We start from the raw sequence: 17,539 nt of genomic DNA, 5'->3' as shown, positions 1-17,539 counted from the left end.
AAAATTATACTTCTATGATTATAGAGAAAGAAAAAAAAATTGTCAAAAAGAGAAAAAAAGGGGAGTATCCATTTACATGCCTAAAACTCGGTTCTCTTTTTTCTCTCTTTCCCCACGATGCTCCCTCACCTCCCCATACCCAAACGGTAAGCCAGTTCAACAGGTAAACCTTTCGACATGATTCCCTCTACCGTAGACTGAATATCATACGTAAACCGGAGAAAACGTACTTTCCAGCCATCTCGCCCATGCGAAAGAATACAACAAGAAGCTCGCGGGTCCCCATCCCGTGGCTGACCAATACTCCCTGGATTTATGAGATACCTTTTGCCTTTTTCAAGTATTTTGTCTTTTCCTATCTCGTACCAATACTCCCCTTCCTCCGTAATCAAGCCAGGATAGTGGGTATGACCAAAAAGGGCTATAAATATCCCTGCCTCTTCTAAAGCATACAACGCTAAAGCCACTTCCTTGGGACCAAATATATACCTATCCGGATCGTCCGGACTCCCATGACAGAACCAAAGCCCATGTTTTTTGGCATCCGCAGGCCACATCTGAATTGTGGCAAGAGACTCCGGTGAAAGTACTCTTCTTGTCCATCGTATCTGTTCCGCCGCTAACGGATTCATCACATGTCTTTCATGAGGATCAAAAAGTGCTCTCTCATGATTCCCCTGAATGACCACTGAAGCGTGTTCTTTTGTCCACTGAACACACTCCTCAGGATACGGTCCATATCCTACCACATCTCCCAGACAGTAAAGTTCATCGTATTTTTCTTGAAGTTTTTCAAAACTCTGAAGAGCAGCAAGATTGCCATGGATATCACTCATCACCACAATACGCATCACAACCGCTCCGTATCCACGAGATAAAAATCCACCGTACCATCCATAAAATTTGAAATAGCAAGAATTTTCCCATCGGAAGAAATAGCAATCCCTATGGGCTGATTTCCCCCTTTGATCACCTCAAGCAAACGAGGAACACTCTCCTTTATATCATACAATTCCACCGTTCCATCCTCAGGACTCCGATACGCAAATCCCTTGGAATTATCTTTACCCCGGCAGGTGATGACCATATAACGATAGTCCGGGGAAAGCTTGAGATTGGAGGGATGTATCCCGCAAGCATAGGGTGCTGAAAGCGTATCCGTAGAGAGATCCAGGATATAAAAACGAGATCTTCTCAGATTATTGATATACACCCAATTCCGATGGGGATGAAGTCTAAATCGACCGTTTGACCCCCCTGTTTTGATGGTTTTCACCACCTTATGTCCCTGTGTTCTATCATACTTGATAATTTCTCCCGAACCATAAAACAAAACATAGAGATAATGTCCATCCTGAGAAAAACCCAACCCTCTCGGTTGGTATCCCGTCGTACGGAGAATTTCTCGCACTTGATACGTCTCTCGTTCTATCACGGTTACCGTAGCAGAATCCCAGCATGTGACATAGTAATACCTCCCATCCGGAGTAAACTCCCCAACTTTTGGCATACTTCCCTGAACATCAATTTCTTTTACTATACTCCAGTTTGACAGAGACACTACAAACACCTTTCCTTTTTTGTCCACCTGGGTAAACCAAAACTCCTTCCCATCGGGAGAAAAAACCCCCTCCACATACCCTACGTAACGATGGTACTGCGGTATCCGTACCATAGAGAGTTTTGCTTCTTTCATATCGTAGTAACCTATACCCTGTTCCCCCATAAAGGTAATCACAAGATACCGTCCATCGGGAGTAAAAATAAGATCCTTTGGCATCGATCCAACATACTCTTGTTTTATAAAGGTAAGCAATGAGTTTGTCGGTAGCAATCTAACAAAAATTTGCTTTTGCTCGTGTACCACCTGTGTGACCGCTTTATAGCCAGGGAGAGAAACCTCCACTAACCCTGTCCCATTGGAAAGAACAAGAGGCGTTTTTCCAACACATATTCCCCCTACCCTTACTTCAGCTCCAACTGGATCACTCTTTATTACCACACTCCAGAAAAAAATGGGAAGGATGAAGGGGAAAAACACGATTATTCCCCATCGACGCATCGCTTCATATCCTCAAGATACTTTTTTAAATATCTACCCGTGTAACTCGCTGAACACATCTGGATCTCCTCAGGCGTTCCCTCAAATACCACCTCTCCTCCCCCACTTCCCCCTTCTGGTCCAAGATCGATAATCCAATCTGCTACCTTGATCACATCCATGTTGTGCTCTATTACTACGACGGTATTTCCCCTATCAACGAGGGTCTGAAGAACCTCGAGAAGTTTTCTCACATCATCAAAATGAAGCCCTACCGTGGGCTCATCGAGAATATAGAGTGTTCTCCCTGTACTGACCCTGGAAAGCTCCTTGGAAAGCTTAATACGCTGCGCTTCACCACCAGAAAGGGTAGTCGCTGGCTGTCCCAGATGGATGTACCCCAAACCCACATCCCGCAAAATACCGAGTTTACGCTTAAGAGGAGGAATAGCCTCAAAGAATTCAAAAGCTTCATCCACCGTCATATCCAGCACATCGGCAATACTTTTGCCTTTGTACAACACCTGAAGCGTCTCCCGGTTGTAACGTTTCCCCTGACACACCTCACAGGGGACATACACATCCGGCAAAAAGTGCATTTCAATCCTTTTTACCCCATCGCCCTGACAGGCCTCACATCGTCCCCCTTTAACATTAAAACTAAACCTCCCCGGGGCATACCCTCGCATCCTGGATTCAGGAAGCGCAGCAAACAAATCCCGTATAAGGGTAAAAACCCCCGTATAGGTTGCTGGATTACTTCTTGGTGTACGTCCAATAGGACTCTGATCAATATCAATCACCTTGTCAATATGCGCAAGTCCTATCACCTCATCATGATCCCCCGGTTCCTCCCGACTTCCATTTAATTTCTTGTCAAGCGCTTTAAAAAGAATATCGTTCACCAGGGTGGACTTTCCAGATCCACTCACCCCTGTCACCACAACAAACTTGCCAAGAGGAAAGGAAACGGTGATATTTTTGAGATTATGCTCCCTGGCCCCTTTTACGGTTATAAAGTTTCCATTACCCTCCCTTGGTTTTTCTCTCACAGGGACGCATTTTCGTCCGGAAAGGTATTGACCGGTAAGCGAGGTTGGATGACGACGAATATGAGCCGGCGCACCTTCGGCTATCACTTCTCCTCCATAGATACCCGCTCCTGGTCCGATATCTATCACCCAATCAGCTCGTGCAATCATCTCTTCATCATGTTCAACCACGATAACGGTATTTCCTGTATCCCGCAACTTTTCCAGCGTGCGGATAAGTTTATCAGTATCCCGTGAGTGGAGCCCTATCGTAGGCTCATCAAGAACATACAACACCCCCATGAGTCCCGATCCAATCTGGGTAGCAAGCCTGGTACGCTGAAACTCACCCCCTGAAAGGGTACTCACCTTTCTATCAAGCGAAAGATAATCCACCCCCACATCCACGAGAAAAGAGAGCCGCTTATCAATCTCTTTGAGAACTCGTTCCACTATCATGAGCTGATGCGGAGTAAGTTTCTCAGGCAACCTCTGAAAAAACTCCCAGGCTTTTGCTATCGTCATCTCTGTGACATCCATAATACTATGACCCGCCACCTTGACAGCAAGACTCTCTTTTCTCAGCCGTTTTCCCCCACACAGAGGACAGGGAATAGACTTCATATACGACTCAAACCATTCCCGCATTTCGGGAGAGGTCGTTTCAAAATAGCGCCGCTTCAAGTTTGGAATCACACCTTCATAAACCGAAGTACTCCGTACATCCATCCGACTCGAACGGTAATGAAACTCCACCTCCCCTTCATCCCCATAGAGGATAATCTGACGAACATGTTCCGGCAATTCCTGAAAAGGTGTATAAAGATCAAAATGATACTTCTGTGCCAGAGCTTCCCACATACTCCACCATGTTTGCTGGGTGGGAGGATGCGTTTTAATCGCCCCATCAGCAAGTGACCTCGTCGAGATCACAAGAAGCTCGGGATCAAACTCCATTTTTTCACCCAGCCCGCTACACTCAGGACATGCCCCGTACGGAGCATTAAACGAGAACATCCTTGGCTCAATCTTACCAAAACTCACCTGATGGACAGGACAATAAAAGTTTTCCGAAAAAAGTTTTTCGTTCCCACTTTCTACCGAGAGAATAATAACAAGCCCCCCACTTTTTTTCAGGGCAAGCTCAACGGAATCCGCAATTCTCGTTCGCTTTTCAGAAGATACTATAGCCCTATCTATCACGATATCAATATTGTGCTTACGGTTTTTATCTAAATCTATGGGTTCATCGAGCATTTTCACTTCACCATTTACCCGAACACGAACAAAACCCTCCGATTTCAACTCCTCAAAAAGCTCCTGATGTGTTCCCTTCTTGCCCTGAACTACAGGCGAGAGGATCATGATTTTTTCCCCTTCAGGCATGCCGAGAATCCCATTGACAATCTCGTCCACCGTGGTAGCCGTAAGCTCCTTCCCACACTCGGGACAGGTTGGTGTTCCTATTGTCCCCCATAACAGACGAAAATAATCATAAATTTCGGTCACTGTCCCCACGATCGAACGCGGGTTCGCATGCACTGACTGTTGCTGGATAGAAATCGCGGGAGAAAGTCCTTCTATGGATTCCACTTTTGGTTTTTTCATTTCGCCTAAGAATTGTCTGGCATAGGTCGAGAGAGATTCAAGATATCTCCTTTCCCCCTCGGCATAAATCGTATCAAAAGCAAGAGAAGACTTTCCACTTCCCGAAACACCGGTAATCACAACAAGTTTATCACGAGGAATCTCCACATCAATATTCTTAAGATTGTGCTCCTGCGCCCCTTTTACGATAATTTTGTCCAGCATTAAAACCCCTTTTCTTTTTGAAATATTACTATACCATAGAAAAGAGGATTTTTCAACTTTCTTCCGTGAATCTCAAAAATCCAATAAAAAGGCTGCCCGGAAATCCGGACAGCCTGCCTCTATGAGCCATTGGAGACTAAAGAAAAATTATTCTTCGGCACCAGTCACAGCAGCCTGACTCTTCAGAGCCATGATGTCTTTCACAATAGAGTCGAGTGCTAGAATCACAGACTTCGCGTCTTTTCGGCCAAAGAAGACATCTTCAAACTGCTCATCAAGCTTCTGGCGTACTTCGATCCAGCTTGGAACAAGAGGAGGAAGTTTTGCACCAGGAAGCTGAGCAATGAAAGGATCTTCTTCTGGCTTGTTACGAGCAAGATGGGGCTGATTCACAAGAACTTCTTGAGGTTTGAGATAATGATCTGAACCTACAAGAGACTTGCGAGCAGGTACGGCAAGTCCTGCTTCAGCTGTAAAGATCTGACCTTCATAGCTTGTGAGGAACTTCACCAGTTCCCATGCTTCTTGAGGATATTTGGTATTTGCGTTAATGGAAAGAGACACGGTCACAACCACAGAGATCTTGTTCTTTTTGCGAGGAAGCTGGGAAAGATTCCATTTAAACTTGTCGATATTCTTGAAACGAAGCTGTACCCAGCGACCATACATACACATAGCCGTCTGACCAGCCACAAAGCTTGCATCTCCACCTATCTCTCGAGATGCGGTAACCGAAGGAGCTACCTTATACTTATTCATCGTATCAGCAACAAACTGAACAGCTTCAGCATTCGCATTCAGATACTTTGGATCAGCAAGAACCCAGTTACCTTTTGCATCAAAGATCTCTCCACCATTCTGGAGGATAAAATTGTAGTACCAGTTTGCCCAGGTTTCGTTTAACCACCCATACTGATCAGGCACCCCATCACCATTAAAATCTTTGGTGAGCTTCTGTGCTGCCTTGATAAGGTCATCCCATGTCCACTTCTCATTGGGATAGGCAACACCTTCTTTATCGAACATATCCATATTGTAGTATATAGCAAAGGTCGTCCAATCTTTGGGAATACCGTAGAGCTGACCACCAAAGCGGAAAGCATCTACAAGAGAAGGATAGAGATCCTCAAACTGGAATTCAGGATCTGAAACAAACTCATCTAACGGATAGAGCAATCCCTTACTTGCATAATCGTAGAAACTCTCTACATGAAGATAGTGCACATCAGGTGGCGTACCGCCCGCATACATCGTCTGAAGCTTATCTCCAAACGAGAGAGAATCTGTGTGGATGACCTTTAAGCCAATGTTAGGAAACTTTTTCTGGAACTCCTGCAAAACCTTGTAAACAGCGAGTTTTTCCTCCGGAGTCCCCCACATAGCAAAGGTCAACACAACATCACCGGTCTCTTTGAGCTTTAAACTGACGTCTCCTTCGGTTTTCTTTCCACATGCGGAAAGAAAAAGCCCCATGACAATGAGACTCAGCACAGCCCATTTGAACTCTTTCATTTGAACCTCCTCTTTATCTTATTATAATGATTTTCACAGAAATATTTTACTCTTCAAGAAAAAAAAATTCATCTAAAATTTATTGTAACGCAAAAAAAATTTTTGTCAAGAGTTAAAAGAGAAAAAACAACAAAAAATGCCTCATTCTTCCAAAACAAGCTTACAAATAAAATCACAATGCTTTTTCCAAAATAAAAAAGCCCCCTATTGGGGGCTTTTTTATTTTACATTTTTTTGTTCTGGGGACGTTGTTTTTTCTTTTCCTGCATCCACTGATAGAGTCGCTCTGCCTGTAAAAGAAACGTTTCAAAACGCGCCTCGATAATCTGGGAGAAAGGATTTCCATCAAGTTCAATACTCAGAAAGGGCAACCTATCCATAAACTCAGCCAGGTCCTCATAATCCTGTTTATTCCCTGCTTGCCATTCAGCCTCACGTTTTCCTTCCACCGTCATCTCCCGGGTCGCCACTGCCTCTGTCATACGAGAATTCATACAACCAAAAGGTCCCACATTAATCACCCCACAGTATTTATCAACAAGTTTAGCCAGAGCCGCACCCGAAGAAAGCCCCGGTTCACCCGTAAGTTCCCAGCGGAAGAAGTGTTTTGAGCGTTTCATATACTCACGAATGTTTATAAGCTCATACTCATAGAGACCCGTTTTAGCAAAAATCTTTTTAAGCTTTTTCTCGTGATAGTCCTGAATAAAATCACTGATTGCCGCCTCAATACGACCAACCAGGTTTGTTTTGAGTTCAAACATGTTAATATCACGGAGAAAATCAGTGTACCTCACCCACTCTGTTACCGGCGCATCCAGCATCACAAAACCATGTTCGGCCAGTTTATCTGGAATCCCCATGAGGGAAAAGTGATCTCTTCTCACAAAGATCTCTCCCACAACACCAATATATTTTGCCTCAGAAATAGGCCTTACCAGCTTGATCTCTGAGAGTCTTTTGGCACTCTCTTTTACCTGACTATAAAAAGGCTTTCGGTTGGTCCCATCAAGTACCTTAATAAGCTTCTCCATTTCTTCCTGATAGATCTGGAGGGCCTTTTCTTTATCCACAGCCATGGCTTTAATGGCTGCCTTGATATCATCCATCACATCCATCAAATACACTGCCTTGGCAATATTCAACCGGAAAGGAATACCAAGCCCCGCATACCCATTATCGTTACTGAGACCGAGAACAGCCACATTGCGTAACTGGAGCTTGTCTATCATCCGTTCAAGGAGTGTCTTGTACTGTCCCACCCGACAACACCCTCCAGCCTCAACAATAAACACGACGAGCCTTTCTTCAGGATTCTCTCGATATTTCAGGTACTTCAACACCTCTCCAAGAATATTAATAATCGGCAAACACTCTTTACTCGTCGTCACTGAACGACCAAGATTCAACGCCTCACGATCACAAACAGTGAGAGGTTCTGCCTTCCACCCTACTCGACGAAGAGCAGCAGCCGCACCGGCAGCAAAGTTTTCTCCCATGGAGGGCACCACCGCCTTGATGGAGGCATCTCTGTAAGGGAATACCTGACCCGTTGAATCAACATACTCCACATGCCCCCACTCATTGATCCTGACCTCAGCTCGACGGAAGGGAGGTTCGGCATCCAGAATTTTGTCTCTCAATTTTATATAGTTCCTTACGACATCGAGAAACGCCTCTACTCGCGTGTTTACCCCTGCATCAGCCGTATGGGTGTCAACCTCAAGGGTTAGTGAGGGCTTTGTCCCCATGAGATCGCGGAAATGGGTCACCATCATCGAATCAATAGCACAAAGGAAGTTGGTAAAATACACACCGAAAAGCTGAGGATGATTCTTGACAATCCTGGCAGCACGAATGATCCTTTGCCCCATCTCCCAATAGGTATTACGGTAATTTTCTTCCTGTTCATATTCCAAAAAGTCATAGGGAAGAATATAAATTCCACGAGAAGCAAATTTAAAAGGAATTCCCTTGTTTGCCTCTTCCGCAAAAGCATTGTAAGGATGTCCAAAGAGGACGATGGCTATTTTGTTTGGATCTTTTTCAAGTTCTTTTAATACCTTTCTTCCCTCTTCTTTCATAGCCTGGAAAAACGCCTTTTGTTTTTTATAGGCAATCCTGTGAGCACGTACCCCCTCAGCAGCAGAGAATCCCATCTCCTCAGCAAGCTTTACAAACTGTTCCTCCTCCGTATGGAAACCTTTCATGAAATTCAGCACAGGAGAGAGAAGCTTCGGTGGATTGGGATGATCCTTGAGAAATGTTGCCTTTTGGTAGTATGGCTCTCCTTGTACAAACATACAGACCGTCTGGTATTCTTTGCGATACTCAGGCTGTTCCGTGACATGCATTTCCATAATCTGCGGAAGAAAGATGTAATCCGGCTTTTTCTCGAGGAGATCCTCAAACATCCCCAGTGCAATCTGACCGGAAAGACAAAAGCTCGTCATTCCTTTATCAATACCACTCTGACGAACCTCCTCCGGCAACACCACCTTGCACCCCAATTCAGTAAAGAAGTTGTAGTAGAAAGGATAAAGGGTATGGGTGTGAAAAGATTTGTTTATCCCTACCACAGGAGCGTTTTCAGGCAACTCTTTCGGTTCACAAAAGGTCTCAAAAAGGAGTTGTCTTCTCTTGAGCACATAATCGTAAGACCTAGTATCCACATGAATATGGTGAATCTGATTGTAGTACTTGTTACACGCTCCACCAAACGGGAATTGCTTTCCCTTCACCTTGATAATAGCGATCTCGCACTTACGATCACAGTTTTCGGGTTTACCAGCACAGATAAAGGTCTTGCCATACTCGATCTCACGACTTCCAAGATCTGCAAGATCATACGATCCTTTTTCAAGAAAACCGAGGGCAAGCATCTCTTTTACCTCGAGGGCCACACCATAGGCCCCCATAAGACCTGGTTCAGGAGGAACAATGATCTTCTTGCCTGTGAGGCTTGCCATAGCGAGAGGCACAGCACGGTTGTAACAAACCCCTCCCTGCATGAAGATCTTGTTGCCTACTTGCCGGGCACCTTTCACACGATTGACATAATTCATACAGATAGAGTACACTAGCCCTGCAATAATATCCTCTTTTGCAATACCCTCTTGCGTAGCAATTTTAATATCAGAGGAGATAAAAGCCGCACATTGATCAGAAAAGTTGGGTGGGCGTTTGGAACGCAAAGCTATATCAGCTATCTCCTCTGTCCTTACACCCATAGACTCATAGGCAGACTCTTCAAGAAAACTCCCTGTTCCGGCTGAACAGGCTTCATTCATCGCGTAATCTGAGGCAACTCCATTCACAAGATAGGTGTATTTTGCGTCCTGACCACCAATCTCAAATATCGTATCCACCTCGGGATCAAAATGAGCCGCCGCTCGAGCATGGGCGATAATCTCGTTAATAATCCCGTCTGTTTCAGCATGGAGTCCAGCAATATGTCGTCCACTCCCTGTGACACCAAGCCCGATAATATTGAGCTTTTTCCCACCAAGTTGTTCTAAAAGACCACGGTAACAGTTTCTCGAAGCCTCGATGGGGTTACCATTGGTACGGAGATAAACCGATGCAAGAATCTTATCATCGCTCGTACGAAGTAACACTGCTTTCGTCGTCGTAGAGCCCACATCCAGACCGAGAATACATTCATCACCATCCTTTGGATTTCCTCGTTCCATGGTTTTGAATTCCACCATTGATTGGTACTCCGAGAGTGGGCTAAGAAAAGTAAACGAGGAGTGATGATCTTTGAACACGCGATCCACACCCTCATTAAAGACTGCTTTATTCTCCCATGCCCAGAGAGCCGTTCCATAAGCCTCAAAATAGGGGGCTTCCTCAGGTACATAGATATCCTCATACCCTTCGCGAAGGACTTCAATCATTACCTCATTCTTGGCTGTCCCACCAACAATAATCGCCTTATTCGCATTGATTTTTACCAAAAGCTCTTCGATCTTTTTGGCCATCATACGAGAAAGCCCTGCAGCAACATCAGGAATAGGCACCCCAATATTTAACGCATGCGTACAATCGGACTTGGCAAACACCGAACAACGACTGGAGAGGTTGTGGGGATGCTTTGACTCACGGGCATACTTAATAGCATCTTCCACCGTGAGATTCATACGCCGAATTTGCTGGAGAAAAAACTCCCCTGTACCAGAAGCACACTTGTTCCCTGAACTGATGCTGGAAATTCTCCCCTTCTGATCCAGACCATACACCATGAAGGTCTCTCCACCAGCCGAGATAATCGCATCATAATGCTTACCTCCCAGCTTTTTACGCAGATAACGGTAGGCAATCTCTGTGGCTTCAGGTTCCGTAATAGAGGGAAGACGTGTAATCCGCCGGAACTTACGTCCTGTAAGAGCTACATAGGTATGATCCAGGGAGAAATACTTCAATATTTCCTGAAGTTTCGCCTTAGGATCACCTTCGTGTGGTAACCGCTCGAATCGAATAAGTCTTGGCTCGTGAGTTACATCCAGCTCAACAACACTGATGGTAGAGGCTCCAAGACAAATACCAAGTGAACGTTCATTTTTCATAGATAGATGCTCCTTGTGTATGAAAAAGATCCATCTGATGAGTATAAAGAAAATGAAGAAAAAAAGCAATTTTTCAAAGCATTACTTTCTCTGCCACTAAAAATAAAGATAATTACACCTCTTCTAGAAAAAACACACATGGTGTTTTAATAAAAAATAAAAAATTTTTTCGACAGAAGGGATGCTATTCCCTTGTTGCAGTGGGTAGGCAAGAGGCTTTTCCGGGATACGGCAAGAGCAAGGGTTTTTTCTTACTGCAATATGGGAATAGCTCTGAGTTTTTCACTTTCACTGTGACAGGGAAACTGTCAACAATACCCTATTTTTTACTGCAACAGGGTAAGAGCATACTCAAAGCGCTTGAGCGTGTAAGAGAAAAGAGAATGGTTAAACTTTTAACCTCAAATTTTTGACATATGCTATTACCATTTTGCAGTTTTGGAGTGTCAATCTCCTGGGATAAAGGAAAAGCTTACTAGCTTCCCCCTCACTGTGGTAGGGTAAGAGTTCATTTTTCCAAAGGAAAAGAAAATGCTCTTCCCATGTTTCAGTTCTTGTGATCTTCTTTTATGGTTTCTCTTACCCGCGATAAGGGAAGAGCTATATACTCGGTTTCCACTTGAATAAGAAAATCGCTTTTATCTCTCAAGCTTTAACTGCAATAGGGTAAGAGCTAGAATTATTTCCAGACCCACACAAGATAAGAGCAAGGGTTTTCTACCTGCAATAAGGTAATAGCTTTTATCCTCCGAACCCAACTGCAACAAGGGAAGAGCAAAAACCTCTTCTCAACCCTTGCTAAAAACTCCTGGATCCCCGGCTATTTCCTCCCTCATGGGCAACCAGATCAATCTCCATGAACCCAGGGCAATTTTCATCCCACTCTGCCCACGTGCGTATAGCTATTTGTTGCTTTAATAGCGTTCCAGGCTTTGTACCTTTTCGTCCTTTTATCTCAAGCTTTTTACGCTCTTGTTTCAAAAGTCGGTCAATACTTGAGGCACTTATATGGCGCAAGTTTTCTATAGCCTGTGGAGAACCGTGGAGATGTCCGTTTGCTAAGAGATTATCTAAAACTTCATTTAAAATTGGCTTTAAACGTTTGCCAAACATGTAGTTTTCAATTTCCCAGACCTGTTTTAGCATTTTTAGTTCTTCTTCGCCGAATTTTTTCTTTCTGCCAGGTCTTTTGCCCTTTTTGGCTATGTCGGCTTTAAGGTAATTTTTCTTGCCTACATATATGGTTTTTCCGTGCTGCCTCAAGAGCCTGGCGGCATAGTTTCGATTTTTTAGGCCTGTTATCCTCACAAAATAATCCAGTATCTCCTTTTTCTCCTTTTTGCTGGCTTTTTGATACTCTGCTTCGACAAGCTCAGCATATCATTTCGCCGTTTCCCTGTAAATAGGTCTCCTTTCAAACATCGCCACCCCAATTCCGGTTGGCGAGCTTGTCGAGCCACGGTTGGCGAGCTTGTCGAGCCACGGTTGGCGAGCCTGTCGAGCCACGGTTGGCGAGCCTGTCGAGCCACGGTTGGCGAGCTTGTCGAGCCATGAACTGGATTATTTTACACAAATTTAAAGTACTTTTTTATTTTGCAATAGCGTTCCCTTTTCGAGTACTTTTATTATGAAGCAATTCGTTTTCTTGACAAAAAAATAAAAAAAAGCTAAAATATATTTGTAAAATGGAGGATTATCATGCAAATTGGCGTCGAACAAAAAGGAAAAGCCATGATTATCCGCGTATGGGGAGACCTCGACCTCTACCATGCCGGCGAACTCCGCAAAACACTTGATAACATCTTCAACAATGGAATATATCATCTTATTTTTAATATCGAAAAAATGCCTTACATAGACAGTTCCGGAATAGGTGTCTTAGTCTATGCCAAAACAACCGTCACCAAAAAAGGGGGTAAAATGAGCCTGGTTAACCCCCAAGAAACCATTCTCAAGGTACTCGACATTAGTAGACTGCGTGCTTTCTTTGAAGTCTATTCTTCGGAGGATGAGGCTCTCCAAAAATGCTCTTAAAACCCTTCCTCTATCCTTCTTTTCTTCTTCACAAGCGGGTGTTATGGTTGGGATTGAGTGGTTTTATCGTTTTTTTAGGAATATGGTATTCTCTCGCGGTAAGCGTTCCCTCTTTCTTTATTCTTTTTGTATGGGGGATTATTCTCTTTCTTGGTCTTTGGAGCGTTTTTAGTACCCCTCTCTGGATATTCTCGCCCAGAACCAAAACCATCACCCGCCTTCATTTTTTTCAAACCCGCAGATGGGATTTCCAGGAAATTCAGCTTACGTTTTTGTTGATAGAACACAAAGACTGGCAAAACCGCCTCTCTGTATACTATCTTCTTACCCTAAGAGATCCCGTCGATAGCTATGTCATCGGATTTCTCAATGCCAAAGAAATCGACGTTATCCAATCCCTGGCAAACCATTATCACATTCCTCTGGAGGTAAAACAATGAAACATCTCCCTGCAGGTCTTTACGGCATCGTTACCGAAAAACTCTGCAAAGGAAGAAGCGTGATAGAGGTCGCAGAGGCAATGATCGCTGGTGGCGTCCGTATTATCCAATACCGAGAAAAAGAGGACAAACCTAAAAACATCCAGTACCAAGAATGTCTCACCCTCCGCAAGATGACAAAAGAAGCAGGTGTTCTTTTTCTCATCAACGATTTCATTGATCTTGCCCTTGCCTGTGAGGCTGACGGTGTGCATATCGGACAGGAAGATCTGCCCCCGGCGGTTGTCCGAAAGCTTGTCGGTCCCTCGAAAATCATAGGACTCTCTACCCACTCTCCCGAACAGGCCCAGCGTGCCCAGCAAGAAGGGATCGTGGACTATATCGGCGTAGGACCACTCTTCCCCACCCAAACCAAAGTCCACCCCGAAGGACCAGTGGGACTTGCCTATCTCGATTATGTGACCAAACACATTACCCTTCCCTTCGTTGCCATAGGAGGCATCAAAGAACACAATCTCGAAGAGGTCTTAAAACACAGCGCAAAGACCGTCTGTCTTGTGACAGAAATCACCGAAGCAGACAATATTTTTGAAAAACTTCGTGCTCTTAACGAGATTCTTCGCAAGTACGGTATACCTTAGTATAGAGTCTTTCCAGATACTCCATATCCTGCCGAAAATCATCAAGCTCTTCAGAAGACTTTTTGTAAGCCTCATTGGTGACAAAAACATCTCCCAGGCCAACCCTTATGATCTCACCCACTATCTCTTCAAGAGGAAAATCCCCCTCACCAAAATGCAGATGCTCATCCAGAAAAGAATCCCAATGTCCATCCGTAATGTGTAAAAGGGACGGTTTTAAAGCAAAAAAACGCCTCAAAAAATCCCAACGAGACACTCCAAAACCATTGGCGGCGGTAATAGCATGCCCTATATCCAGACAAAACCCCACGCCGGTTTCCCTCATCACAAAATCAATCTCTTCGGGAAGCGCTCCATTACACATAAGATTTTCCCCATGACCATGGCGGGGTTTATTTTCAAGGACAAGCCTCTCATCAAACAAAAGCGCAATCTGACGCGCTGTCTCCTCTATCATCCCATTCACCCCGGGATGAATCACCACCTTTTGCGCCCCTAGTCTGTCAGCAAAACGCAAACTTTCTTCAATAAGCTTTCTATTACTTTCCTCTCGCTGGGCACAGGCAAGACAAAGACCATGGCTATAGTGAGGCGCATGAACAAAAAATGGGATGCCAAGATCGCGCCCTAACGTCGCCCAGAATTCAGCCGTCTCCTCTCCTGTATCTGGCACCACATACACCTCTATAAACTGCATCCGTTGCTCTTCCCAGAGCTTTACAATAGCATTCTTGTACTGCCTATTGGTAGACCAGACCTTCAGGCCAAAAGGAGGATGTTTCCCTGTCATTTTTTGAAAAGCGTTGATTTTGTCGATGAATTATACAGCGTCAGAAGCTGCTGATACTCATGGACAAAATCCAGATTTTTCCATACACCATGAGAAAACTTCATCCTCTGAAACCTTTTCACAAACTCACTCTCCAGATCAGAAACAGGTTTTCCAAGTTTTTTCTCCCAGGTTGATTTATCGTACGACACGAGCCCAAGCTCTCTCACCAGCGTACGACCATACCGTCTCTGGAGAAACTCGATCCATTCCACACTTTCCGGTAGCACCACCAACTGAAAAAATACCGTGGGCAAATCATTCAAGGTATAATAACGAGCATACCTTTCCATAAGTTCCTGGAGAGAAACAAAGTAAACTTCCACATCAAGAAACTGAATCAAATATGCCCTTGCCTCTCGAAGCTGATCGGGCTTTAGTTGATACTTCTGAAAAAAATTCTCAAAATCCCTGATCCGAGAAAAGGAAAGCATTTCACCTCTAAGAGGGAGTGCCCAAGAAGCCTTTGATCTTTCCGCTTCCCAGCGCATGTTTTCCCAAACCTGTTGAATCTGTGCCCAGCGAAGGGTGAGATTTTTCCACCCACGAAGCATCTGATTTCCCACACGAAAAAAATCCTGATACCTCTCCCCACCAAGAACCACCTCACCTGAAAAGGCTTTTTTCTCTATTTTTAAAAAACGTCGACACGCCTCCCTGTAAAAAGCCACATCTTCAGGGGAAGGTGATACCGGGAAAACAAGAACAAGCCTCTCTTTCCCCATTTGAAAAGACAAAACATTGTCCTTTAGCTCTTCTTTTATGTTCGTACACGCCGACAAACCCAAAACGAGAAGGATCATCATCATAAAGCGTTTCATACCTCATCCTCCACGATCTCAAAATCCAGATGCTGTTTTTTCACATTTGCACGTACCAGACGAACACGAACACTCTGCCCCATCTGGTAGATCTTTTTGCTTTTTGCTCCTACGACACTGTGACTCTCCGCCCGGTAGATAAAATACTCAGGCAAATCCGCAAGACGAACCATCCCTTCAATACCCGTATCTCGCACCGACACAAAAATTCCAAAAGAAGTCACCCCGCTGATCACCCCATCAAACACCATCCCTTCCTTACCCTGCATATAACGAACAGCTTTAAGCTTGTAGAACTCCCTTTCAGCATCCATCGCTATCCTTTCCTGTGAAGAAATATGATTCGCAATCGTTGCCAACTCCTTTTCTGTATAAGAGATCTTCGCAATACCGAGATGTGTTTTCACCAGACGATGAACGGTAAGATCGGCATACCTTCGAATCGGCGAGGTAAAATGGGTATAATACTCAAACCCAAGCCCATAATGGCCCAGATTTTCGTTTTGATACCGGGCCTGCTGCATGGAACGCAGAAGCATCTGGTTGAGAAGTTCCTTATACGGTTTATCCTTAACTTCCTCGAGAAGCCTCTGAAGTTCCTGGGGAGGGGGGAGTGTATGTGTTCGAAACTTGTGGCCAAAACGAAGAGCCATCGCCAAAAAGGAACGCATCTTTTCCTCAGAGGGTTCTTCATGGACCCGATACATGGCATACTCCGTTTTCTCTGAGAGAAACCTTGCCACACTCTGATTGGCCAGTAACATAAACTCCTCAATGAGACGTTCCGCATCCAGACGATCTTTTAACCAGAATTTCACCGGTTCATCCCATTCATTGAGTTCGCATTTCTGTTCTCGAAAATCAAAATCAATACTTCCTTCTCTCAGCCGTTTCTCATAAAGGATACGAAAAAGCTCCTTCATTTCCAAAAGACTTTTCTGGAGAAGGGGATCTTCTGCTACAGTCTTGCCCTGAAGAATCTTTTCTACCTCAGGATAGGTAAGGCGATACTGAGAATGAATAACAGAAGGAACAATACGATAGCTTTTAACATTTCCCTGTCTGTCAACATCCATAAAAACAGACATGGTAAGCCTGTCCTCACCTGGATTAAGGCTACAGATGCCATTGGACAGCCTCTCTGGAAACATCGGTACCACACGGTTAATAAAGTAAAAGCTATTCCCACGTTTCAAAGCCTCTTTATCAAGGGGGGTATGCCTGGGAACATAGTACGACACGTCAGCAATATGAACCCCAAGCCGCCAGCCATTTTCCATTGGCTCGATAGACACTGCATCATCCAGATCCTTGGCATCTGGTCCATCAATTGTAAAAACCATTTTCTCTCTTAAGTCTTCACGTAAAGCCAACTCCTTTTGAGAGATCTCCAGAGGAATGGCCTCCGCCTGAGCCAGTGCCTTTGGTGGAAACTCGTTTCGAATATGATGCACGGCCAGAATATACTCAAAATCCTCACTGGCATCAAAATTCTTTCGTCTCCCGTTCTCTCTCAATGGTGAACGCTGATGTTTTTTGGATTTCTCATCCGTCTTTTCTTTGCGGGATCGAACCCTGTCTTGTTTCTTGGAGGAAGAATCTTGAAAAATCAATCTCTCTCCAGAAAGCACCACCTTATTCTCCATGATAAGATCATCAAGAATATGAAAAAGTCGTTTCTGATCACTTTTGGAGTGAAGATGAAACTCTCTACGCAATTCATCTAAACTCGTTTCTCTTTTTTCCTGTACATATTTAAGCACATCTTTTCGTTTCATAATACTATAATAACTCCTTTTCTGTCACACTT

13 protein-coding genes are annotated in these 17,539 nt (G+C 44.3%); 3 read left to right on the top strand and 10 right to left on the bottom strand.

Annotation, left to right across the window (positions count from 1 at the left end; genetic code table 11):
- Positions 1-125 precede the first annotated feature (125 nt).
- The 7 genes from KDW03_RS08260 to KDW03_RS08230 all read right to left on the bottom strand — a co-directional run bounded on the left by KDW03_RS08260 (position 126) and on the right by KDW03_RS08230 (position 12,516).
- The gene (locus KDW03_RS08260) at positions 126-851 is read right to left on the bottom strand and encodes a metallophosphoesterase family protein (RefSeq protein WP_271436486.1); all 726 of its coding nucleotides are present in this window, start codon (positions 849-851) and stop codon (positions 126-128) included.
- A complete protein-coding gene (locus tag KDW03_RS08255; protein ID WP_271434609.1) occupies positions 851-2,062 on the bottom strand; it encodes a cytochrome D1 domain-containing protein in 1,212 nt (403 codons plus the stop codon). Before KDW03_RS08255 ends, KDW03_RS08260 begins: the two co-directional genes overlap by 1 nt.
- The gene (gene uvrA / locus KDW03_RS08250) at positions 2,044-4,884 is read right to left on the bottom strand and encodes an excinuclease ABC subunit UvrA (RefSeq protein ID WP_271434608.1); all 2,841 of its coding nucleotides are present in this window, start codon (positions 4,882-4,884) and stop codon (positions 2,044-2,046) included. Before uvrA ends, KDW03_RS08255 begins: the two co-directional genes overlap by 19 nt.
- A gap of 147 nt (positions 4,885-5,031) precedes the next feature.
- On the bottom strand, positions 5,032-6,396 hold the full coding sequence (locus KDW03_RS08245) for an ABC transporter substrate-binding protein (protein WP_271434607.1): 1,365 nt from the start codon (positions 6,394-6,396) through the stop codon (positions 5,032-5,034).
- Positions 6,397-6,620: 224 nt separating this feature from the next.
- Positions 6,621-10,964, bottom strand: a complete 4,344-nt coding sequence (locus KDW03_RS08240) for an acyl-CoA dehydratase activase (RefSeq protein ID WP_271434606.1) — start codon at positions 10,962-10,964, stop codon at positions 6,621-6,623.
- Positions 10,965-11,762: 798 nt separating this feature from the next.
- Entirely contained in the window at positions 11,763-12,272 is a 510-nt protein-coding gene (locus KDW03_RS08235; protein ID WP_271434605.1) for a hypothetical protein, read from the bottom strand.
- Between the two features lie 106 nt (positions 12,273-12,378).
- Positions 12,379-12,516, bottom strand: a complete 138-nt coding sequence (locus KDW03_RS08230) for a hypothetical protein (protein ID WP_271434604.1) — start codon at positions 12,514-12,516, stop codon at positions 12,379-12,381.
- Between the two features lie 146 nt (positions 12,517-12,662).
- Here KDW03_RS08230 and KDW03_RS08225 point away from each other — a divergent pair, with 146 nt between their 5' ends.
- From KDW03_RS08225 to thiE, 3 genes are read left to right on the top strand one after another with little or no spacing between them, the layout of a single operon-like run.
- Complete coding sequence (locus KDW03_RS08225) at positions 12,663-12,998, top strand: STAS domain-containing protein (RefSeq protein WP_271434603.1); 336 nt, start codon at positions 12,663-12,665, stop codon at positions 12,996-12,998.
- Positions 12,989-13,438 carry a hypothetical protein gene (locus KDW03_RS08220; protein WP_271434602.1) on the top strand — a complete coding sequence of 150 codons (450 nt, stop codon included), beginning with the start codon at positions 12,989-12,991 and terminating at the stop codon, positions 13,436-13,438. Before KDW03_RS08225 ends, KDW03_RS08220 begins: the two co-directional genes overlap by 10 nt.
- Positions 13,435-14,079, top strand: a complete 645-nt coding sequence (thiE, locus tag KDW03_RS08215) for a thiamine phosphate synthase (protein WP_271434601.1) — start codon at positions 13,435-13,437, stop codon at positions 14,077-14,079. The genes KDW03_RS08220 and thiE overlap by 4 nt, the downstream gene beginning before the upstream one ends.
- Here the strand turns inward: thiE and KDW03_RS08210 are convergent.
- From KDW03_RS08210 to rnr, 3 genes are all read right to left on the bottom strand, one after another.
- Complete coding sequence (locus KDW03_RS08210) at positions 14,045-14,776, bottom strand: TIM barrel protein (RefSeq protein WP_271434600.1); 732 nt, start codon at positions 14,774-14,776, stop codon at positions 14,045-14,047. The two genes, thiE and KDW03_RS08210, sit on opposite strands and share 35 nt — an antisense overlap.
- Positions 14,777-14,865: 89 nt before the next feature.
- Complete coding sequence (locus KDW03_RS08205) at positions 14,866-15,729, bottom strand: hypothetical protein (protein ID WP_271434599.1); 864 nt, start codon at positions 15,727-15,729, stop codon at positions 14,866-14,868.
- Positions 15,726-17,507 (bottom strand): ribonuclease R, encoded by a 1,782-nt coding sequence (rnr, locus tag KDW03_RS08200; protein ID WP_271434598.1) that lies wholly within the window; start codon positions 17,505-17,507, stop codon positions 15,726-15,728. The genes KDW03_RS08205 and rnr overlap by 4 nt, the downstream gene beginning before the upstream one ends.
- Positions 17,508-17,539 lie beyond the last annotated feature (32 nt).

Source organism: Thermospira aquatica, assembly GCF_023525255.1.
GTDB classification, from domain to species: domain Bacteria; phylum Spirochaetota; class Brevinematia; order Brevinematales; family Thermospiraceae; genus Thermospira; species Thermospira aquatica.
The sequence above is the reverse complement of the archived record's forward strand: the minus strand, read 5'-3'. Positions and strand labels throughout refer to the sequence as shown.